The 17,800-nt window shown below is 69.9% G+C and carries 30 protein-coding genes and 1 tRNA gene; 4 read left to right on the top strand and 27 right to left on the bottom strand.

What is annotated here, in order from left to right; all coding sequences use genetic code 11:
- Positions 1 to 131: 131 nt before the first annotated feature.
- The 5 genes from ABZ855_RS40680 to ABZ855_RS40660 form a co-directional block, all read right to left on the bottom strand.
- Positions 132 to 596, bottom strand: coding sequence for a hypothetical protein (locus tag ABZ855_RS40680; RefSeq protein ID WP_360816424.1), 465 nt, complete (start codon positions 594 to 596; stop codon positions 132 to 134).
- Positions 597 to 714: 118 nt separating this feature from the next.
- The gene (locus ABZ855_RS40675; protein WP_360816421.1) at positions 715 to 1,080 is read right to left on the bottom strand and encodes a hypothetical protein; all 366 of its coding nucleotides are present in this window, start codon (positions 1,078 to 1,080) and stop codon (positions 715 to 717) included.
- Positions 1,077 to 1,589, bottom strand: coding sequence for a hypothetical protein (locus ABZ855_RS40670; RefSeq protein WP_360816418.1), 513 nt, complete (start codon positions 1,587 to 1,589; stop codon positions 1,077 to 1,079). The genes ABZ855_RS40675 and ABZ855_RS40670 overlap by 4 nt, the downstream gene beginning before the upstream one ends.
- A gap of 9 nt (positions 1,590 to 1,598) precedes the next feature.
- Positions 1,599 to 1,745, bottom strand: coding sequence for a hypothetical protein (locus ABZ855_RS40665; RefSeq protein WP_360816415.1), 147 nt, complete (start codon positions 1,743 to 1,745; stop codon positions 1,599 to 1,601).
- Positions 1,746 to 1,748: 3 nt separating this feature from the next.
- Complete coding sequence (locus tag ABZ855_RS40660) at positions 1,749 to 2,561, bottom strand: hypothetical protein (protein WP_360816412.1); 813 nt, start codon at positions 2,559 to 2,561, stop codon at positions 1,749 to 1,751.
- A gap of 190 nt (positions 2,562 to 2,751) precedes the next feature.
- On the opposite strand from ABZ855_RS40660, the gene ABZ855_RS40655 reads away from it, so the two are divergent.
- Entirely contained in the window at positions 2,752 to 3,033 is a 282-nt protein-coding gene (locus tag ABZ855_RS40655) for a hypothetical protein (protein ID WP_360816409.1), read from the top strand.
- A gap of 58 nt (positions 3,034 to 3,091) precedes the next feature.
- Here ABZ855_RS40655 and ABZ855_RS40650 read toward each other — a convergent pair whose 3' ends face one another.
- The 22 genes from ABZ855_RS40650 to ABZ855_RS40545 form a co-directional block, all read right to left on the bottom strand.
- Positions 3,092 to 3,289 carry a hypothetical protein gene (locus ABZ855_RS40650; RefSeq protein WP_360816406.1) on the bottom strand — a complete coding sequence of 66 codons (198 nt, stop codon included), beginning with the start codon at positions 3,287 to 3,289 and terminating at the stop codon, positions 3,092 to 3,094.
- Positions 3,290 to 3,350: 61 nt separating this feature from the next.
- On the bottom strand, positions 3,351 to 3,494 hold the full coding sequence (locus tag ABZ855_RS40645; protein ID WP_360816402.1) for a hypothetical protein: 144 nt from the start codon (positions 3,492 to 3,494) through the stop codon (positions 3,351 to 3,353).
- On the bottom strand, positions 3,491 to 5,125 hold the full coding sequence (locus tag ABZ855_RS40640) for a hypothetical protein (RefSeq protein WP_360816399.1): 1,635 nt from the start codon (positions 5,123 to 5,125) through the stop codon (positions 3,491 to 3,493). Before ABZ855_RS40640 ends, ABZ855_RS40645 begins: the two co-directional genes overlap by 4 nt.
- Positions 5,122 to 5,469: a hypothetical protein gene (locus ABZ855_RS40635; protein ID WP_360816396.1), complete on the bottom strand. Its 348-nt coding sequence runs from the start codon at positions 5,467 to 5,469 to the stop codon at positions 5,122 to 5,124. Before ABZ855_RS40635 ends, ABZ855_RS40640 begins: the two co-directional genes overlap by 4 nt.
- Positions 5,466 to 5,666 carry a hypothetical protein gene (locus ABZ855_RS40630; RefSeq protein ID WP_360816393.1) on the bottom strand — a complete coding sequence of 67 codons (201 nt, stop codon included), beginning with the start codon at positions 5,664 to 5,666 and terminating at the stop codon, positions 5,466 to 5,468. Before ABZ855_RS40630 ends, ABZ855_RS40635 begins: the two co-directional genes overlap by 4 nt.
- 15 nt (positions 5,667 to 5,681) lie before the next feature.
- A complete protein-coding gene (locus ABZ855_RS40625; protein ID WP_360816390.1) occupies positions 5,682 to 6,311 on the bottom strand; it encodes a WhiB family transcriptional regulator in 630 nt (209 codons plus the stop codon).
- A 49-nt stretch (positions 6,312 to 6,360) separates the two neighbouring features.
- The gene (locus tag ABZ855_RS40620; protein ID WP_360816387.1) at positions 6,361 to 6,732 is read right to left on the bottom strand and encodes a VVA0879 family protein; all 372 of its coding nucleotides are present in this window, start codon (positions 6,730 to 6,732) and stop codon (positions 6,361 to 6,363) included.
- 942 nt (positions 6,733 to 7,674) lie between these two features.
- On the bottom strand, positions 7,675 to 8,112 hold the full coding sequence (locus ABZ855_RS40615; RefSeq protein WP_360816384.1) for a hypothetical protein: 438 nt from the start codon (positions 8,110 to 8,112) through the stop codon (positions 7,675 to 7,677).
- A 130-nt stretch (positions 8,113 to 8,242) separates the two neighbouring features.
- A complete protein-coding gene (locus ABZ855_RS40610; RefSeq protein WP_360816381.1) occupies positions 8,243 to 8,671 on the bottom strand; it encodes a hypothetical protein in 429 nt (142 codons plus the stop codon).
- Positions 8,668 to 8,916 (bottom strand): hypothetical protein, encoded by a 249-nt coding sequence (locus ABZ855_RS40605; RefSeq protein ID WP_360816378.1) that lies wholly within the window; start codon positions 8,914 to 8,916, stop codon positions 8,668 to 8,670. The genes ABZ855_RS40610 and ABZ855_RS40605 overlap by 4 nt, the downstream gene beginning before the upstream one ends.
- A complete protein-coding gene (locus ABZ855_RS40600; RefSeq protein ID WP_360816375.1) occupies positions 8,913 to 10,220 on the bottom strand; it encodes a DNA cytosine methyltransferase in 1,308 nt (435 codons plus the stop codon). Before ABZ855_RS40600 ends, ABZ855_RS40605 begins: the two co-directional genes overlap by 4 nt.
- Positions 10,217 to 10,708: a hypothetical protein gene (locus ABZ855_RS40595; protein ID WP_360816372.1), complete on the bottom strand. Its 492-nt coding sequence runs from the start codon at positions 10,706 to 10,708 to the stop codon at positions 10,217 to 10,219. The genes ABZ855_RS40600 and ABZ855_RS40595 overlap by 4 nt, the downstream gene beginning before the upstream one ends.
- Complete coding sequence (locus tag ABZ855_RS40590) at positions 10,705 to 10,971, bottom strand: hypothetical protein (protein WP_360816369.1); 267 nt, start codon at positions 10,969 to 10,971, stop codon at positions 10,705 to 10,707. The genes ABZ855_RS40595 and ABZ855_RS40590 overlap by 4 nt, the downstream gene beginning before the upstream one ends.
- Entirely contained in the window at positions 10,968 to 11,516 is a 549-nt protein-coding gene (locus ABZ855_RS40585) for a hypothetical protein (protein WP_360816366.1), read from the bottom strand. The genes ABZ855_RS40590 and ABZ855_RS40585 overlap by 4 nt, the downstream gene beginning before the upstream one ends.
- On the bottom strand, positions 11,513 to 12,388 hold the full coding sequence (locus ABZ855_RS40580; protein WP_360816363.1) for a Rad52/Rad22 family DNA repair protein: 876 nt from the start codon (positions 12,386 to 12,388) through the stop codon (positions 11,513 to 11,515). Before ABZ855_RS40580 ends, ABZ855_RS40585 begins: the two co-directional genes overlap by 4 nt.
- Positions 12,385 to 12,672: a hypothetical protein gene (locus ABZ855_RS40575; protein ID WP_360816360.1), complete on the bottom strand. Its 288-nt coding sequence runs from the start codon at positions 12,670 to 12,672 to the stop codon at positions 12,385 to 12,387. Before ABZ855_RS40575 ends, ABZ855_RS40580 begins: the two co-directional genes overlap by 4 nt.
- Positions 12,672 to 12,914: a hypothetical protein gene (locus ABZ855_RS40570; protein ID WP_360816357.1), complete on the bottom strand. Its 243-nt coding sequence runs from the start codon at positions 12,912 to 12,914 to the stop codon at positions 12,672 to 12,674. The genes ABZ855_RS40575 and ABZ855_RS40570 overlap by 1 nt, the downstream gene beginning before the upstream one ends.
- Entirely contained in the window at positions 12,911 to 13,453 is a 543-nt protein-coding gene (locus ABZ855_RS40565; RefSeq protein ID WP_360816354.1) for a hypothetical protein, read from the bottom strand. Before ABZ855_RS40565 ends, ABZ855_RS40570 begins: the two co-directional genes overlap by 4 nt.
- A 76-nt stretch (positions 13,454 to 13,529) precedes the next feature.
- On the bottom strand, positions 13,530 to 14,027 hold the full coding sequence (locus ABZ855_RS40560) for a hypothetical protein (protein ID WP_360816351.1): 498 nt from the start codon (positions 14,025 to 14,027) through the stop codon (positions 13,530 to 13,532).
- Positions 14,024 to 14,380, bottom strand: coding sequence for a hypothetical protein (locus tag ABZ855_RS40555; protein WP_360816348.1), 357 nt, complete (start codon positions 14,378 to 14,380; stop codon positions 14,024 to 14,026). The genes ABZ855_RS40560 and ABZ855_RS40555 overlap by 4 nt, the downstream gene beginning before the upstream one ends.
- A gap of 94 nt (positions 14,381 to 14,474) precedes the next feature.
- Positions 14,475 to 14,762 (bottom strand): hypothetical protein, encoded by a 288-nt coding sequence (locus ABZ855_RS40550; RefSeq protein ID WP_360816345.1) that lies wholly within the window; start codon positions 14,760 to 14,762, stop codon positions 14,475 to 14,477.
- Entirely contained in the window at positions 14,740 to 15,048 is a 309-nt protein-coding gene (locus ABZ855_RS40545) for a helix-turn-helix transcriptional regulator (RefSeq protein WP_360816342.1), read from the bottom strand. The genes ABZ855_RS40550 and ABZ855_RS40545 overlap by 23 nt, the downstream gene beginning before the upstream one ends.
- Before the next feature lie 256 nt (positions 15,049 to 15,304).
- Here ABZ855_RS40545 and ABZ855_RS40540 point away from each other — a divergent pair, with 256 nt between their 5' ends.
- The 3 genes from ABZ855_RS40540 to ABZ855_RS40530 all read left to right on the top strand — a co-directional run bounded on the left by ABZ855_RS40540 (position 15,305) and on the right by ABZ855_RS40530 (position 17,582).
- Positions 15,305 to 15,676 (top strand): XRE family transcriptional regulator, encoded by a 372-nt coding sequence (locus ABZ855_RS40540; RefSeq protein ID WP_360816339.1) that lies wholly within the window; start codon positions 15,305 to 15,307, stop codon positions 15,674 to 15,676.
- Between the two features lie 421 nt (positions 15,677 to 16,097).
- Complete coding sequence (locus tag ABZ855_RS40535; RefSeq protein WP_360816336.1) at positions 16,098 to 17,381, top strand: site-specific integrase; 1,284 nt, start codon at positions 16,098 to 16,100, stop codon at positions 17,379 to 17,381.
- 91 nt (positions 17,382 to 17,472) lie between these two features.
- Positions 17,473 to 17,582: transfer RNA gene (locus ABZ855_RS40530), tRNA-OTHER, on the top strand.
- The last annotated feature ends 218 nt before the right edge of the window (positions 17,583 to 17,800 follow it).

Genomic DNA, 17,800 nt, shown 5'->3' with positions numbered 1-17,800 from the left:
GACGATGTGGTCTGAAGGGGGCATCGTGGCACAGGGGTATGACATCGGGCATGGGTGAGGCCCGCGTCCCGGGGGAGGTGGCGCGGGCCTCTATGACGGTGCCCACTGTAGGGCGAGGGTCTGACAGCAGGTTACGCCTTGGCTTCCTCGGCGCCCGTCCACGCGTCCACGGCGTGCTGCGCCGCCTCGGCTCCGGTCCACAGCGGGCTCACGGACGTCGGCGCGGGGCGCCCGGCGAGGAGATCCCGTACGACGATCACGACCACAGCCGGGTCGACCCATCGCGGCAGCGAGGTCAGGAACGTCGGGTCGTGCTGGAGGTGGCCGTTCTCCTTCCGTGGGGCCCACTGCCACTGTTCGGCGGGGTGGTCCCACATCAAAGTGATGCCGTGCCGGTACTTGCTGGCGTCCAGGGCGGGGTGGTCGTCGTCCCAGTTGAGAACGGCGTTCAGCATGCAGGCTGCGCCGGACAGGTCGTCGTCTCGGTAGCGGTCCAGCTCACCATCGTCGGTCCAAGACTCGGTGGGTTCCAGCCCGGCGGCGGCGAGCGCGTCGGTCACCTGGCTGAGGTACAGGTCGTGCGGCAGGGTTGGCATGGAATCAGGTTCCTCTCTGGGTCTGACAGTGGGCGGGTTCAGTGCCCGCAGTGGGGCCGGGTCCACCATCCGCAGGTGGCGCAATACTCGTAGCCGAGGGCGCCGAGGAGGCGTCGGATCATGGGGTGTTCACCTCCCCGGGTGCGAGGTGGATGTGGGTGTGGGCGGGGCGGTCGGGGGGCGCTGTCTTGTAGATCAACATCCCCTTCTGGCCTTCGAGAGGGGTCACGCTGACAAGCTCGTGACCAGCACATTCGCGGCAGGAAGGACGCCCCTTTTGCGGTGGGGGAGTGGCGGACGAATCGGACACGCGGCGGCGGGCCGAGCGCCACAGCGCGGCCGTCCCCGACACGATGACGAAGAGCACGCCCGCCGCCTCGTCGATGGCGAATGCGACCGCCACCACCACCCCGCCGAGGACGACCAGAACGCACGCCCCGGCGAGCGGGGAGCGCTCCTCGTCCGGCTCCTTGGCGGCGGTCACCGGAACACCCCGTACACGCTGTCGCCGAGCCAGTTCGCGGCCTGAGCCAGTGGGACGGCCGCGAACCCAGCAACGCCGGCGGACGTGCCCAGGGTGATGCCGCACCAGGTGCCCACGAGGAGGTCACCGCGGTACTTGTCGCCCCTCTTGATGGCGGCGGTCATGGTCACGGTCAGGATCAGGACGACTCCGCCCCCGGCCTGTGACAGGGGAAGGTAAGCGGCCCTGGCGCCGCGCACGCCGGACTGGCCGCCGACGCCCCACACCAACGCCACGTCGCCGAGCCAACTGGTGATCCATAGGGCGGTGTCGGCGATCCAGCCGATGATTCCGCCGACGGTGAGGACTGCGAGGACGCCGTACGCCCACGCGGTGAGGAAGGGCAGCAGGCGGCCGAGGTGCTGTTGCGGGCGTTTCTGGAGGGGCTTGAGTCCGGGCCACCACTTCACGAGGGTGGCTAGGAGGATGCAGATGCCGACGGTGACACCGCCGAACGTCACGTACGTCATGGGGGTCCTTCAGCGGTACATGGCCACGCCGAGCGCGGCGATGGTGAGGATCAGGGCGCACGTGCCGCTCACGGGCGGGACGGTGCGGATGTCGACGAGGGCCAGGCAGACGAGCCCGAACCCGGCGGCGAGTACGAAGAACACGGCGAGCAGCACGGCTCAGCCCGCGCGGTGCAGGGGCGACGGCCGTTGCGGCAGCGCAGCGAGCGCGGGCTCGTGCTCCTCGATCTCCTTGCGGAGGGTGCCGCGCAGGGTGGACGCGCCAGGGGCGGTGAGGTTCGCGGCCTCCAGGGCCGCCTTCATCTCGCCGGTGGTGGGCCGGAACCCGTCCTCGTACAGCGGGCGGATGATGGCGCAGCGCGGATCTGCGTACCGGATGGCCGGCTGCTGCTCGGCGGGGAGCGCGGGCGGCTGTGCTTCGGCGGGCGTGGCGGCCGGGAGCTGCGGGGCCTGCGCGGGCTTCGGCGGTACGGGCGGCGCCTCGACGGGCGGCACGACACGTTCGACGACGACCGGAGCCCCAGGAGCAGCCTCGGCTGTCGTGGTGGTCGGCGTGGCCGCGAGGTGCAGCAGGTGGGCCAGCACGGCGGGCGGCACCATCGACGTGACCGCGATCAGCCACGCCTGGTCCTGGTTCATGTGCCCGGTGTTGACGAGGTGGGCGACGACCTGCGCGGCGAGCGCGAGGACGATGGCGAACGCTGCGCCCACCGTGGCGGAGAACCGGCCGCGTGCGCCCTTCGGCCGGGTGGCCGCGACGACGGCGGCGATACCGGCGTACGCGCTGAGGGAGAACGGCATGCCGTACGCCCATGGGTCGGACCATCCGGCGAACTTGGCGACGTGGTATTCGCCGGGCATCGACATGATGAGGGTGGCAGCGAGGACGGCGGGGCGGCCGGCCGAGGTGGCGAGTCTGGCGTACCAGGGTCCCGTGGGGGTGGGGGATGTGCGAGGCTTCTTCCAGCCCATGGAGGTCACTCTCCGGTGGTCAGAGCCCCGTTCGGTGTTAGCGCACCTGCGGGGCTCGTTCAGTTGTGGGGCGTCGTCGGGGTCGTCGTCGGCCCGTCCGGACGCTCGTGTCGGTTACCCGACACCGTGAAGGCTACCCGACACGGGGGCGCGTGTGCAGACCTACGCTCCGGCGGGGAGGTGACGGGGTATGGCCGAGGAGACGGACGAAGCGCGGGCTGCTGCTGATGCGGTGCTCGCTGGGGTGCGTGCCGCGCTGCGCGGGCTCGAGGCGATCCCGGATGCGACGGTGCGTGCGCGGGCTGCTGGCCTGGTGCTGCGCGAGTGGCCGGGTGAGCGCGGCTTGGCGAAGGAGATCCGTCAGCAGGCGGTCAACACCCTGCACGAGGGCGGGATGGACTTCCCGGAGATCGGTGTGGCGATCGGTACGGACCGGTCGCGGGCGTGGCGGATCTGGAAGGGCATGAGCTGACGACGACGCCCCGTCTCCTGCCGTCGTCGTGACGGGGTGACGGGGCGTCTGAACTGCGTCAGTGCGTGGACATCACCTTGTCGCCTGTCCACTGCGTCTGTGCCGTGAGCGCCCTTCGGGTGTTCTGCCGGAGCTGCGCCATCCCTTCGACGAGGGGCGCGAACGCGGGCGGGACGAGGATGAGGCCGCGTCGGGGGTCGTGGCGGTGCAGCTGGCGGAGGGCGCGGCCTCGGTTCGGGTAGGGCCGGTGGTTCATGGTCTCCCCCTTCGGTGGCGAGTGGCCAGGATGGCAGACGACGGGGCGTTGACGTGCGTCGTCAGCGCTTGTAGCGCTTGTCCCGGCGTCGGGCGATGGCCCGGTTGACGATGTCGCAGTACCGGTTGAAGGCGATCGCGAGCCATGGCATGGCGAGGAACAGGGCAGCGAGCAAGCCGAGGGTGATCGGGTAGTGCATGGTCATGCCTCCGTGGTGGGCTGCGGGTCGGGCCGGGGCCCGGCGAGGGCGTCGCGCACTTCGACGAACAGGCGGTGCGCCTCGGAGTGCGGGAGCACCTGGTGCTCCCAGTTCTTGGTCACGGTGCGCACGCGGCGCAGGGTGGCGGTGGCGTGGTCCAGCTTGGCGCGCAGGGCCTCGTCGTCGGGCTTCTCGGTGGGCTGCTCGGCGCCATCGAGGGCGGCGTAGATCAGGCTGGCGTTCGCGTAGTCCAGCTTCGTCATGCACGCTGCGCGCACCCGCTCGATGGCGGCATGCGCCTGCTCCCACTCGGCGTGGACCTCGGCCACCTGCTCCCACCACGGCCGCTCCACGGTCGGCGCGACCATGCTGCGCCACCGCTTCAGGACTTCGACGGGGACGTACGGCGTGCAGACGTGGAGCCCGTCGAGGTCGGCCTCGATCGTGAACCTGTCGAGCACCTCCCGGAGTACGGCGGCGTGTTGGTCGCGGTCACGCTGCACCTCAGCCCGGATGCGGTCGGCTGTCTCCAGATCGGCAGCGATCACGTCCCGCTCATGCCCGGCCTCACGCGCCCGCGCCTCGGCTTTCGCCACCGTCTCGAGCATCTCGTCCACCAACGTGGTGTCGCCGCCCTCCTCCTCGAGCATGCTGCGGAAGGCGCGCGCTTCCCGCTTCGCCTCCGCCCACTGCCGGTTGCGGAGGCGGAGCTGCGCCCACAGGTTCTGGATCTGGGTGGGGTCGCCGCCGGAGGCGCGTAGGCCGGTGCGGAGGGTGCGGAGGTCACGCTCGGCAGCCTCGGCGCGTTGGACTGCGTCGGCGACCAGGTTGGCGTTGTGGTTGGCGTCGGCCTCGGCGCGCTCCAATGCGGGCACGAGGGTCTGCACGTGCCGCTTGTTCCCGGCCGCGACCGACCGCGCGGTGTCGGCCTCCCGGATCTCCGTCTCCACATGCGTCCGCAGGGTGGCCGCCTCGGCCTCGGTGACCGGGCGCCCGCGCTGGAGGCGGGAGAGGAGCACGAGGAGGGACTCGCGGCGGAGCAGGCGCAGCGTCTGCTCCTCGTCGGCCGCGCGGCCGTGCTGCACCTGCGCGTCGATGAACTCGTCCACCATCCCGGCCAACTCCCGCCGCTCCTCGGCGAGCTGCTTGCTGGCAGGGTGCCAGTGGGCGATCCTCGCCGTGCTGTCGGCCAGGGGGTACACGGCCACGTCGTCCCGCCAGTTCCACGAGCCCCCGTCGGTGTGGAAGGGGTGCTCGTGGTGGGCGGCGCGGATGCACTCGGTCCGTGGGTTGTCGGGTCCGGTGTACTGCGCGCTGCACGTCGTCGCGGGCGTCGTGGCCTCGGCCGCCCGGCAGATGCTGACGACGCCCATCGCTACGTCGGCCATGCCCGCGCTGTGCTCCTCGGGGCTGGCGACGATGCGTTCGCGGGCGCGGCGGTAGTGCTCGGCGGTGAGGGCGTCGGTGAGCATGCGGCGTAGGGCGTCGTCGTCCACTGTCGTGGCCGCGTCGTCGGTGGCGTCGGCGCGTTCGACGACGGGCGTCGTCAGGGCGTCGGCGATGCGTCCAACCTGCGTCGTCAGGGTGGTGAGGGCGCGGACGACGGCCTTCACATCCGGGCTCGGAGTGCTGCTCACGTGGTCTGGTCCTTTCGGGTGCAGTGCTGCGGGTCGTGCTGGGTGCCGGCGGTCGACCACCACACCTCGCAGCAGGCGGCGGCGAGGGCCTGCGCGACGGTGGCGTCCTGCCGGGTGGTGATGCGGGTGGGCGTGGCGGGCTGGTCAAGGCGGGCGAGGACGTTGCGGTACTCGTCCAGGAGCCAGGAGGTGTGGACGATGGCGAGGGCTGCGCCCATGGCGGCGGCGCCGTAGAAGAGGCTGTAGCCCCACGCTCCGGCCTGGTAGGTGGCGAGGGCGCAGCGGAGCAGACCGAGGGCAAGGAGCGCGTACAGGACGTCGATGACGTGGGTGGTGCGTCTCATCGGCTGACCCTGATCAGTTGGACGGGCGTGTGGTCGCGGAGTTGGGCGCGGAGTTGCTGCTGGCGGAGGGGGGCGCGGCGGTCGCGGAGGGCGAGGCGTCCTCGGGTGGATGCGGGGAGGGAGCGCCAGCAGGCGGGGCAGAGGCGGTGCCTGCGGTCGCGGGTCTGGTCGCAGGTGGGGCAGTTGGGATCTTTCATGGGGTCCTCCATGGGTCAGCTCGCGATGGGGAGGGGCTGTGTGCCCGCTGGAGCGCCCCGCAGCGCATCGGCGACATCGGAGGCCACGGAAGCCGCACGCGGTCGCGTACGCCCCCGCCGAGCCCGCGCTTGACGGCTGCTCGCCTGCTGCGCCAGATACGCCCCATGGCACTCACCGCACGCCGGCTGACCGAGACGACGGTGCAACCAGAACCCGACCGACGAACCGCCAGCCGCGTGCTCCTGCTCCAGCCGCCCCAACCGCTCCGCCGTGATGTGCGCCTCGTGCGCGGCCACACAGTCCCCGTCCACGCAGTCCGCGCCCGGCGTCTCCCGGTACTTGAAGTGGGCCCGGTACGCCTGCTCGCTGCCGCACAGGCGCCGCAGGCGGCCCTGTTCGTCCAGACGGCACGGCTCGCCGGTTCGGAACCCGCGCCGGTCTGCGGCCGTGGTTCCGCCCCACACTCCCCGCAACTCCGGGTGGTCGAGGGCGTGCTGAGCGCACGCCGTACGGATCGGGCACTGGGCGCACAGGCCCTTGGCGTACTTCCGTTCGGTGCTGCTCTTGCTGAAGAAGATCTCGGGGTCGACGGTGCGGCAGGGCAGGTGGGGGGTGGTGGCGGTGAGGGTGGCGAGGCTGGTCATGGGTACCCCCTGGGGCGTTGGTCGTGGGGCGGTTGGTCTGCGGTGCAGGTCAGGCGGCTGGTGCGAGCGGGAAGGCGTGCATGCTGCGGCCGTCGGGGAGGGTGATGGTCCAGGGGCCGCCGAAGAGGCCGTAGGCGGCCCAGTCGCAGCCTCGGCCGGTGTACTTGCCCTGCCCCTTGGCGAGGGCGCCGAGGGTGCGGCCGATGCACTCCTGGCCGACCACGTCCGAGGCGATGACGTCCTCGCCGGAGCGGCGCTTGCGCGGGTTGGCGGCGAGGGCCTCGCGGAAGTCCTCACCGTTGGCGATGTCACCGCAGGTGGGGCAACGGAACGCCCACTTGATCGGGTCGGCTCCGAAGCGCTCGGTGGCCTCGGCTACCAACTCGGCCTGTGTGAGCTTGCGGGGTTCGGTGGTGGTCATGCGCTGTGCCTTTCGTGGTCGGTGGTGGTGTGGTCGACGAGCTGCTCGCAGCGGGCGTGCACGGTGCGGCCGGGCCGTCGGGGGTCGGGCATGACGCGGCGCTGGCAGGCGGGGCAGATCGGCCACGTGGTGTGGTCGTTGGGGTCTGGTTCGTGGGATTCGGCTTGATCACCGGAGCGCCCAACTACCTGAGGTTGGAAACCGACCTCTGCCCCGTCTTGGGAACCCCATGGGAAAACCCCTGGGTTGTTCGGGGGGCGGTCCCCCGTTCCATTCGGGGGGCGGTCCCCCGTTCTCGGTCGGGGGGCGGTCCCCCGTTCTTTCTCAGCCGTACCGTCGGTAAGTTCGGGGGGCGGTCCCCCGTTCTCTGGACCGTCAAGTTCAGGGGGCCGCCCCCCGTTCTCTCCGGCTCCGTCCCCCGCCCACGGAGCCGCCTTCCGGACCATCCGGCCCTGCTTCGCTTCCTCCCGCATCGCCTTCACCGTCTCGAGATGAGCGACCGCAGCAGACCAGTCAGGGCGGGGCGCCAAGACGATCGCGTACAGGGCACGGATGCCCCTGCGACGCTCGCCCTTGACCACCACGACACCGGCCCGGATTGCAGCGTCCAGACGGTCCCGTGCGTCCTTCTCGTCGCATCCCGCAGCACGCGCCAAGTCCTTGATCCGCATGGGCTTGTGGTCGCCGTGGAAGCGCAGTTCACCGGACGCGTTGGCCATCGAGCGGAGCGCGTAGAGCAGCGTGTGCACGTGCGCGCGCTTCAGCGCGGCCGGCATACCGGGCACCCACTTCCAGGCGAGGGCGTTCCCGTATGCGTGGGGGACGCTCCCGCTCGCGGGGCCCTGCTCGTCGATGCTCAACTCGGTGTCTTTCTCGTGGTGTTGCGGAACCGTTGCTGCAAGATCCGCCCGGGGCGCCGGTGGTGGGCCCCGGGCGGCCGGGTCAGCGGGCGAACTCGTCGCGGCGCGCCTGCTCCAGACGGGCCTTGTGCGCCTTCAGCTCGGCCTCGGACGGCTTCGACGCGGTGAGGTCGCCGAGCTGCGCGTCCGGGTGGATCGGGCCCTTGCCGACCTCGTCGAACGTGCCGTCGATCTGGCGGCCCCGGTACATGGCGCGGCGGGCCTCGATCAACGCCTTGGCGTCCTCGTCGCTGCGGGCGACCTCGCAGCCGGTGACGCGGAGCTTCACGTTGGGTGCCTTGTCCTCGCCCTCTGCGTGCCCCGTGTAGCTCTTCGAGGAGAGTTCGACGATGGCGTAGACGACGGTGCCGGGCTTCTCGAAGAGGCCGCGTCGCTGCTCGCGGGACATGGAGGCCTCGATGGCGACGGCGGCCGAGTCGAGTTTGATCTCGGGGACGTCGGCGGGGGTGAGCTTGGGCATGTGCTGGGTTCCTTTCGTGTGGGTGGTGCGTGGGTTGGGGGTCCCGGGGCCCGCTTTGGGGGGTGTGGGCGGGCCCCGGGGTGACGGCCGCAGCGTTGGGGCGCCGGGGGTCCGGCCGTCGGCCAGGTGGTCAGTCGCTCGGGAGGTGCTTCGCGATCTCCATGGCGATGCCTTCGACGAGGGCGTTGCGCATCGGCTCGGGCATGTCGGGGCGCACGGCGAAGTGGACGCGGACGAGCGGCCCGGTGTCGGTCTGCATGGAGAGGACGGAGTCGAGGGGCTCCAGCTCCTCGGCGCCGATGTCGACGGCCCACCGCGTGACGTGTGCGGCGTTCTCGATCAGCGCGTGGACCTTGGCGGCCACCTTGCCGAGCCCGGTCTCGTTCAGCAGGTCGCCCCACGTGTGGCCGCTGCCGTCGTCCTCCCGGTGCGAGTCGATGTAAGCGCCGGGCAGCCAACGGCGGATGTCGGCCACGCTGGGCGACTTGCTCAGGGCAAGCAGGCAGATGGCGGCCTCGGTCCGAAGGTCATGGTCGGTGTAGAGGGGCGGCGGCGTCATGTGGTCTGTCCGTTCTGGTGGTAGGCGGCGGCCGCATCAGCGACCTGTTCAGCGAGGGCTTGCTCGGCGCAGACCTTGTGCGCGTGACTGCCGTGGGAGTCCCGGAGCTGGGTGGGGACGGTGCAGTACCGGCAGGGCTGCGGGCCCGTGTAGTCCCAGTGGCGGGAGTCGTTCCAGTTGAGGAGCGTCCCGGGCACGTAGTCCGGCTCGGCAGGCGGAGCGCGGCGCCGCTTGCGGCCGGTCACGACAGCACCGCCTTCACGCGCTCGCCGAGCCAGCGGGCCGCGTTCACCGACACCGCGTTGCCGATGCCGAGGATCTGCTGCTCCTGGCTGGCGTCGGGGAGGATGTAGTCCGCCGGGAACCGCTGTGCCTGCGCCAGTTCTCGCGGGCTGAGCATCCGCAGCGTGCACTCATCGACCTCTGGAGCCGGGCGCACCAAGCTGTGGTGCGGCTTGCACGCCACCGTGGTGAGCGGCTCGGCGGTCGTACGAACGGCGCCCTTGCGGCCGTTGGGCACGATCAGCGCGTGATGCCGGCCCTTCGCCGAGACAGTCGGGATGGGGCCAGTCGTGGCGACCGCGGTGCTGTTCTGCCGGAGCATCGCGACGTGCGGCTCATGCCCGTACTTCGCCAAGCCAGCAGCGACGCGCTCCCGGGTAGAAGCGGCGTACGGCGTGAACTTCTTCCGGTCCGGGCGCCCATCCCCGATCCGCGTGCCCGGCATAGACCAGTCGATGACGTCGCCGATGGGCCGCACGGTCGGATCGAGGATGAGGTGACCGCACTGCCGGTTGGGACAGCGATAGTCGTACTGCACACCCCAGCTGCCGACCTTCCGGCGGCGCGGGTTGCGCCACACCTGCCGCGCCTCGACCGGACCACACTCCGGGCAGAAGGCCCGGGGCCGCACCTCCAGGTCAGGCAGCGGGATGCCCTCGCGGGTGAAGACGACGTAGCCCCGGTTGCGGTGCTGAGGTGCGGTCTCGTTGTCGTCATCGCCGAGGTGCGCGCTGGACGCGCACACGATCTGGTGGTTGTAGCCGAGGATCTTGAAGCCCCCGAGCCACCAGTCGAAGAGTTCCCAGTCGGTGAAGAACTCGATGACGTTCTCGCAGAGGACCGCGTCGTACCTGTGGACCTCCGTGGCAGCGATGATGTCGAGCGCGGTCGCCCGGGTCCGCTCGAATCCGGGCTGGATTGGGTTGCCGTACTCGTCGACACGGACTTCCTTGCCGTCCGCTCCCAAGAGGTAGGTCTGGCCGTACGTCCTCTTCCGACCGCCGGCCGGGGAGATCTCGGTGCAGATCGGGGACGCCCACAGAACGCGTGTCTTGGGCAGGCTCCGCTTGTCGTAGGCGTGGATGTCCTCGCACAGGTGCTCCACGTCCGGGTGGTTGGCCTGGTGCGCGTCGACCTGAATGCGGTTGTGGTTCATCACCAGGCGCGCCCGCATGCCCGCTTCGACCAGGCCGCGGGTGGAACCGCCGAGGCCGCAGAAGAGGTCCGTGAAGTCCAAGTCCCAGTCGTGTTGGAACGTGCCTCTCATGAGCCCACCGCCTGGTAGCCGAGCGGGTCCTCGTCGGGCTCCAACCCGCGCACCACGAGGACGAGTTGCCCGCGCTTCACGACGCGGCCGAGGCGCATGTCTGGACCGACGACGCGCGTGTGGTCGTCGTCCTCGAACAGACCCGCATCGACGAGCCCGTCCACGGCCGCCTTGAACGACGGGTACCAGTTCGCGGGGTCGCGGCGGCCCTTGTCGTGCGGGTGGAGGACGCCGAGGATGTGCGCGCGCTGGAACAGCGGGCCTGGCCCGGCAGCGGCCAGCGCGTCCATGAGCGCAGGGCACTCGCTGACGGCCGACATTGCGGCGGCGCGCAGCTTGGCCGTGTACTCCATGCGGCGCTTGTAGTGGAGTTGCCGGTTGGCGTTCAGCAGGTGCAGCCCGGCGGGCAGGGTGATGACGTAGGGCCGGGGCCCGGCCACCACGGGGGTGGCCGGAACCTCGGGGTCGAACAGGGTCGGCGTCCTCACGCGGCACCACCCGGCGGAGTCGGATCGGTGGTGACGGTGCGGCAGGTCCAGCAGACCCGACCGCCCGTTGTGAGGAAGGCGTGCAGCCGGTCCGTGGCCTCGACCGGGCACCAGGCCCAGTCGCTCACCATGGCTTCGGTGGGCCGCAGCAGGTCGTCGGTCGGGTCGGCCGACTTGGTCGGCGCGTCCAGGGTGGGCTTGGTGATGCGGTGGTGGCCGTTGCCCTGCGCGACCATGCGCCGCAGGTAGGCGAGCGGGCTCACGACTCCGCCCCCGACTCCGACTCGATGGCGGCCGGGCCGATCAATCCAGGCACAGACAGCACGCCCGCCTGCCAAGCCTTCGCCACGTCGTCGCGGCCCGTCGGCTTGAAACGCAGCGAGTGGTTCCTCGATCGAGTCGCCTTCACCTCCACGCCCGGCACGTCGTGCAGCTCGCCCGTCTCCTTGTCGACGACGCGTGCGACACCGGCGGCGGTCATCTCGCCGAGCACCTTGTCCAGGAACGCGGGCCGCACCTCGGCGACGAAGCGTCGCTCGATCTCGCCGGGAAAGGCGGCCATGACCCACGCCTGGAAGGCGTCGGTGTCGGTCACCTTGGCTTCGGGCTTCGGGTCGGTCAGGGAGATCGTGGCGATCGGGGTGCCGTCGGGCAGGGTGGCGGCTACCTGGCGGGTACCGGTCTCCTGCTCGGCCGAGTCGAGGGCGCCCTGTGTCTCAGCGCGGACGGCCTTCAGCCGCTCGGTGACGGCATCGGCCAGGGCCTTCAGCGTGGCCTCTTCGCGAGCCAGTTCACGGAGGTTGCTCATGCGGCGGCGCTCCCGGTCATGAGGTCGCGGGCCTGCCGGAACTCGGCGGCGGTGCCCTGGTCGATGGGGTGGCCGAACGCGGTGACGAACTGCTCGGCGAGTCCGGCCTCGAAGGCGACGGCGCGGGCGGCGGCCCACATCGATTCGAGGGCGGACTGCCGCTCGGCGTCGGCGACGGCGGCCGGCATGGCGCCGGGGCGCTGCTGCGGCGGGTCCGGCACGGCGGTGGGCGCCGACGGCGCGGCCGGGGCAGGCGCAGGGGCGGGCGGGCTCGGCTCCGGGTCCGGAGTGCTTGGCTTCGCGTCCGGCTCCGGCTCGACAGGCGGGTCCTCCGGGGCGGCCTCGTTCTGCCCCACGACCGGACCCCTGATCGTGAGGTGCGGATGCGCTGCCGACCACAGGACGACGGGGTTCGTCTTGCCACCGTTGTAAAGGGACAGCCCGAACGCGTCGCCGAGGTTGACGGCAGCCCGCTTAAGTGACTGCGAGTCGGCTTCCTTCACGGCGCCGTCGTGGGCGTCGCCGAGGCTCGGCTGATTCTGCGCATCGCCCGTAGCCACCCCGTCGAAGGTGGCGATCGGTCGGCCCGCGACGTCCTTCACGGTCAGCCGCTGGTGCACGCGGTAGGCGACGGTCCAACGGGGCTTTCCGCCCTGGTTGCTCGCCGGGTGCTCGATCTCGCGGATCAGGTCGATCGACACCAGCTCGGTGTCGTAGCCGCCGAACCCGAAGACACGGATCAGGAAGCGGCGTACATCCCACTGCTGGACGTGGGCGAACCCCTTCTGGTTGAAGCCGACCCGGTCGTTGTGCAGCCCGGAGTACAGCACCTTCAGTTGCTGGTCGGTGAGCCTGCTGGTCAGTTCGGTCACGACGGGTTCCCCTTGGTGGTGCGGAGCGTGTAGTAGCGGGCGTTGGGCTTGTCGTGCAGGCGCATCACGCCCTGGCGGGCGCGGCGGGAGAGGAAGGCGCGGGCGTCGTCGCGGTACAGGCGGCGGCCATAGCGGACGAGGTACAGCTGCTGGACGCGGGCGGTGTCCCACTTGCCGCCCCACGTGCGGATCGCGGTGTCGAGGACGCGGTCCCAGTCCGGCGGCCAGCCAGGGGCCGGGCCGGCGGCCGGGGCTTCGGCCCCGGCCTGCACGGTGGTCGTCATCAACGGCCGCCTGTCGATCCGAGAGCCTCGGCCCACTCATCGATGGCGGTGCTGTTGATGTCGTGGGCAAAGGCGGTCACGCTGGCCTGCTCGGCGGACGCGGCAGCGAGGGCGAGCGTCGCGTGGACCTGCGCGACCGCGATCACAACGTCGTCACCGCTCTCGCCCCGGACACGCCCGCTCTCCGAGGTGACCGTGGTGAGGAGGTGCTGTGCCCTGAGGTAGTGCTCGGGTCCGGTCATGAGCGGCTGTCCTTCCTGCGGAGCGTGTAGTAACGGCCGTCCCCCGCGCCGTGCTTCGCGAGGTGCCCGCGACGGTGCAACTCGTCCAAGTCGCGGCGTGCGGTCCCTCGCTGCACCGGGCCGCCGGTGGTCCGGCGGACCCCCTGCACGAGGCCGGTCGTCCACTTCCCGGGGCGGGTGCGGATGGTGTCGAGGAGCTGCGCGAGGCGGGCCTCACGGGAGGTGTCGGGGGTGGCGTCGGCCTTGGACCTGCCGTTCTCCCGTGTCTCCTTGTGTGCGGCGGTCTCGTCGGAGGCGTGCTCCCACAGCAGTCGCCGCACCTCGGCCAAGGTGTCGTTCTCGCGGACGACTGTGCGGAGCGTGCGGACCAGGCTGCGGAGCATCGCCAACTCGCCGTCGTACGCCTGCCCGTCAGCGGCGAGCACCTCGCGGCGGTGCGCGTCGACCAACTGCCCGGCGGTGGTGACGTCGTGCAGGGTGGCGATCCCGCCGAGACGGTTCTCGGAGAGGGCGCTGATGATCAGGCGGCGGGCGCTCATCGTTCGGCTCCCTTCACCACGGCGATGGAGCCGAGGACGTAGAGGGCCATGAAGGCGGCGAAGAAGAGGAGGGCGATCACGACGCACCACCGGGATCCCCGAGCGCGGTCAGCGTCGGGCACGGCCACCGCTCGTAGTCGTGTTCGCAGTGCTCGGAGTCGTCGCACTTCACGTGCAGGGCCCGCGCCGCCTCGATCAGGCCCTTGAGCCGCTCGATCTCGGCGTCCCGCGCGATCACGTGCTCGTGCAGGGTCTGCGCCCGCAGACCCCGGGCGGTCTGACCCTCGTACGGCAGCCCCGCGCCAAGCGCCTCGGCGACCTGCTGCCATGCCCCCCACTCAGCGGCGGACGCTGCGAGGTCGTTCGGCAGGCCGTACTCCTGGCGCGGCCCGGTCGGCAGCATCGCCAACAGCCGCTGCTCGAGGTCCTCCAGCTCAGCCAGCCGACGGGCGGCCTCCGGCGACTGGAGCAGGCGCGCCGACTCCAGCGCCATGGCGATCCCGGCCGCGGTACGGTTCTGCGTCAACGCCGCGTTGATCACGCCCGCAACGCTGTTCACCAACTTCGTGTTCACGCCGCCACCGCCGGGGCCGTCAGGATCCACGCCGTGAAGGGGACACCGAGGAACTCGCCCACAGCCGACGTGTAGATCCGGCTGTCGGGGTCGTTGCGGTGCGGGCGTGAGGTGACGTTCGCGCCGAAGTGCTGGCCGAAGGCCTCGACATCGGCGACGGAGTCGCAGTGCAGGTGCAGACTCGGCGAGGCCGGGGCGAAGGAGTAGACCCTGACGTCTACGGTGTCCGGCATCGCGGGCGACGTGCTGAGCATGTGCTCCAGCGCGGACACGGCGGCCATGTAGCTGCGGAGCTGAGCCGACGGTCCGGGCTCACCTTCCTGTACGACGGGTTCGGTAATCTGTGCGGTCACGGTGACCTCTTCTTTCTCTGTGGTGGAGGCGCCGAGTCGTGGGGTCGCCGGGCCTGCAAGCGGGCGGCCCTTCGGCGCGTTCAGGGGTGGTGGATCAAGCGGAGCGCTGTCGCGGGGCGACGAACTCCGGGGCGGGCGGGGCCGACGCACGGTCCGCGGACTCCACCTGCGCCTCAACGGCCATCCACTTGCGGACCACGTCCGGGTCAAAGCGCCGGCCACGGAAAGCGGTCGGCTCCACCGGGCATCCGCGCTTGACCCACTCGTTGACCGTCCAGTTGCTCACGCCGTAGCGAGCCATGAGCTGGGCGGTGGTGAGCAGGGGGGAGAGTCCGGTGGGGCGGAGCGTCTCGATGCGCTCAGCGAGGGTCTGAGTCGCCATGGGGGTTACACCTTTCCACTGTGTCAGTAGAAACTGAGGGCATGTCGAAGTGCTGCTGGAGGGGTTCATCGAGCGCCGTGGCGATGAGCCACGCCGTCCGCAGCCGGCACTTCTCGGCGGCCGTCTTGCCGCGTCCGGTCACCTTGATGACGGTCGCGACACTGACTCCCCTTCCACGTACGTCCACCTCCCGGGTGCGGGCGGCGAGCTGGGTTTGGGTCAGCCCTGAGCGCTGCATTGCGGCTCTGAGCGGCTGGCCTTTGCCCTTGCGGATGAGGTCGGTCATGAGTGCCTCGTGCCTGTTGGGGACTGCGTGACGCCTTGCGGCGCCGTTGACACATTTCTACTGTGTCAGTGTCAGTGAGGTCAAGTGAGTTGCAATGAGTTTCGGTGAGCGTGGCGCTATTCGAATGTGCGTTCTATGCTGGGGGCACATGCCAGCGCCAACGGCGCGTGACGGGGAGGTCGCGCGGCGCGCACACATCGCGCCATGCTTCTACTTTGGCTTGCAAAAGTAGAAGATCAAAGGGCACCCTTAGCGCGTGGAAGACCAGGAGCGCTCCGAGGATTTCGCGCAGCTTCTCGCCCGACTCAAGGCCACCTACGGCGTCAACGAGTCCGAGATCGCGCGCAGGATCGGCGTTGCCCCCGCCACCGTGAACAGCTGGACCAACAGAACTCGCGGCGGAAAACGGGGCGTACGACCCAGTAGCATCCGCGCCCTCGCCGGAGCCTTCCCGAAGTTCACCGAGGAAGAAATCTTCCGCGCGGCTAACCGTGTCTCGCCCGGTCCCCTCTCCGCTGACTCAACGAAACGGGTCGTCGAGATTTACGAACGACTGACCGCTGAGCAGCAGAAGAGCTTCGAAGCACAGATGCGTGCGGTCGACGAGCTGAACCGAACCGGCCAGTAGCGCAACCCTCCATCTGGCTCACGAGTCCCAGCCCCTCGGCCCGCTCACTAGCGGTGAGCTTCGATCAACAACACGTTCAACAGTGGTCGCAAATTCCACCGGTTGGGGGTACGGTCGACGGCACGGCCGATGCCCTCCCCCTTCGGCGACAGGTCCCGTTCACCTGCGGCTCCGGGGGTATCCATGTGTGTCCGTATCCAATTCACTCCACGAGAAGTCGCTCCAGCCTTCGATGCTGAAGCCCGCACGATCAACGTCCCTGGGCACCTCGAACCGGCACAGAGGGTAACCCTCGTCCGCGCCATCCTTCGCGAACTCGTCGTCCCACAGCCCCAGTTGGGTGCACGCTGTTGGTGCGGGGAACCCGTCGACATGACACCCCGCATCCCCCAACAGCGAAGGAGCGAGCAGGTGGTGAAGCATGGGGCGTAGGGCCTCGAACAACCCACGGCAACTACGAGCCAAGTCGTGCGGCTGCCCGAAGTGCATGGAGAAGTACCCACCCGAGGAACACGGCGAGCGCAACCGGCGCCGCGACTGCACCGGATCGTGGCAGGCCCGGTGGCGCGACCCGCAGGGAAAGCAGCAGCAGAAGTGCTTTCCGATCGAGGACGGCGGGTTCAAGGCAGCCGAGGCACACCTCGATGCGATGCGCGACCGCGTCCGCAGCCGCACGTACTCCGACCCCAAGCGCGGCCAGATCACCCTTGACCAGTGGTGGGACAAGTGGTGGGCGGCGCAGCCGGAGCGGGCGATCGCAACGAAGAACCGGAAAGAGTCGTGCTGGAAAGTCCACATCAAACCCAAGTGGGGTGATTGGCGGATCTGCGACCTGGAGTACATCGAACTCCAGGCGTGGATCACGAAGGAGGTGAAGGGCTACCACTCGCGGAAGAAGGTGCACGAGGTCCTCAACACGATGCTCCGGGCTGCGGTGAAGGACGGCCGGCGGATCCCTTTCAACCCGGCTGCGGACCTCGACATCGGTGAGGCCCCGGCCAAGCATCCGGACGACGTCCGGCCGCCGACGCGGGAGCAGGTCGCGCTCATCGTTGAGCACCTGCCCATGTACTACAAGCCGTTGGTCGTGTTCTTGGAGCACACCGGGATGCGGTGGGGTGAGGCGACTGGTCTGCGGTGGGAAAACGTGGACCTGGACGCTAACCACCTCAAGGTGAAAGAGGTGCTCAGTGAGGACCATGGGCGCCTGTTCCGGAAGGACGCGCCGAAGTCCGTCGCGGGGTTCCGTACGGTGCCGGTGACTCCGCAGGCTGCTGAGGCGGTGCGGAAGCAGGTTGCTCGGTGGCGTCCCCCGGAGGGTGCGACGCCTATCGGTGATGACCCGTACGACCTCGTCGTGGACGAGCTGGTGTTCCGCGGGCCGCAGGGCGGCGCCCTGTCGCGGCACAACTTCAGGAGGGTGTGGGTGCCGGCCATTCAGGCCGCGGGCTTGGCGAGGGAGGTGAAGAACAAGGAGACGGGTCGGAAGGAGTGGTGGCCTCGGGTGCACGATCTTCGCCATGTGTTCGCGACGTGGCTGAAGGATCTGGGGATCGATGAGAAGGACACGCAGACGATCATGGGCCATGAGCGAGGGTCCAAGGTCACGTGGATCTATCAGCACTCCCCCGAGGATGTGGCCGCGCAGGTCCGTGCCCGGATGGCGCCTGAGGCGGAGGGTGTTCGAATCCTGAAGGCGGTGTGAGGCCGGATGCCACGCAGATGCCACATGGATGCCACAACACCCCCTCACTGAGACGCATCGAGACTCACTGAAACCGCAAAGCGCAGGTCACGCCCTCGTAGTTGGAGACTCACGGACGTTCACTGAACCTCACTCAGGCTCATGATCGTCTTACGCTCTCTCCTAAAGCCGGTGTCGCAGGTTCGAATCCTGCCGAGGGCACAGGGTAGATCGGTGAAGGCCCAGGTCACAGAGAAAATTCTCGGACCTGGGCCTTCGTTGTCGACAGTCTCGGCTCGTGCTGCGGTGCTCCCACCTGGCCTCGACCGCGGAACAGCTCAGTAGTGTCAGCGCTCACGGAATGTTCCCGTCGGGGTGTGATCCGCTCACGGAATGTTCCCGCGGGCCGCTCGTCGGTTCCCGGTAGTGCGCTCGTGATG

Origin of the sequence: Streptomyces sp. NPDC047042 (genome assembly GCF_040644035.1) — a bacterium.
Lineage (GTDB): Bacteria > Actinomycetota > Actinomycetes > Streptomycetales > Streptomycetaceae > Streptomyces.
The sequence above is the reverse complement of the archived record's forward strand: the minus strand, read 5'-3'. Positions and strand labels throughout refer to the sequence as shown.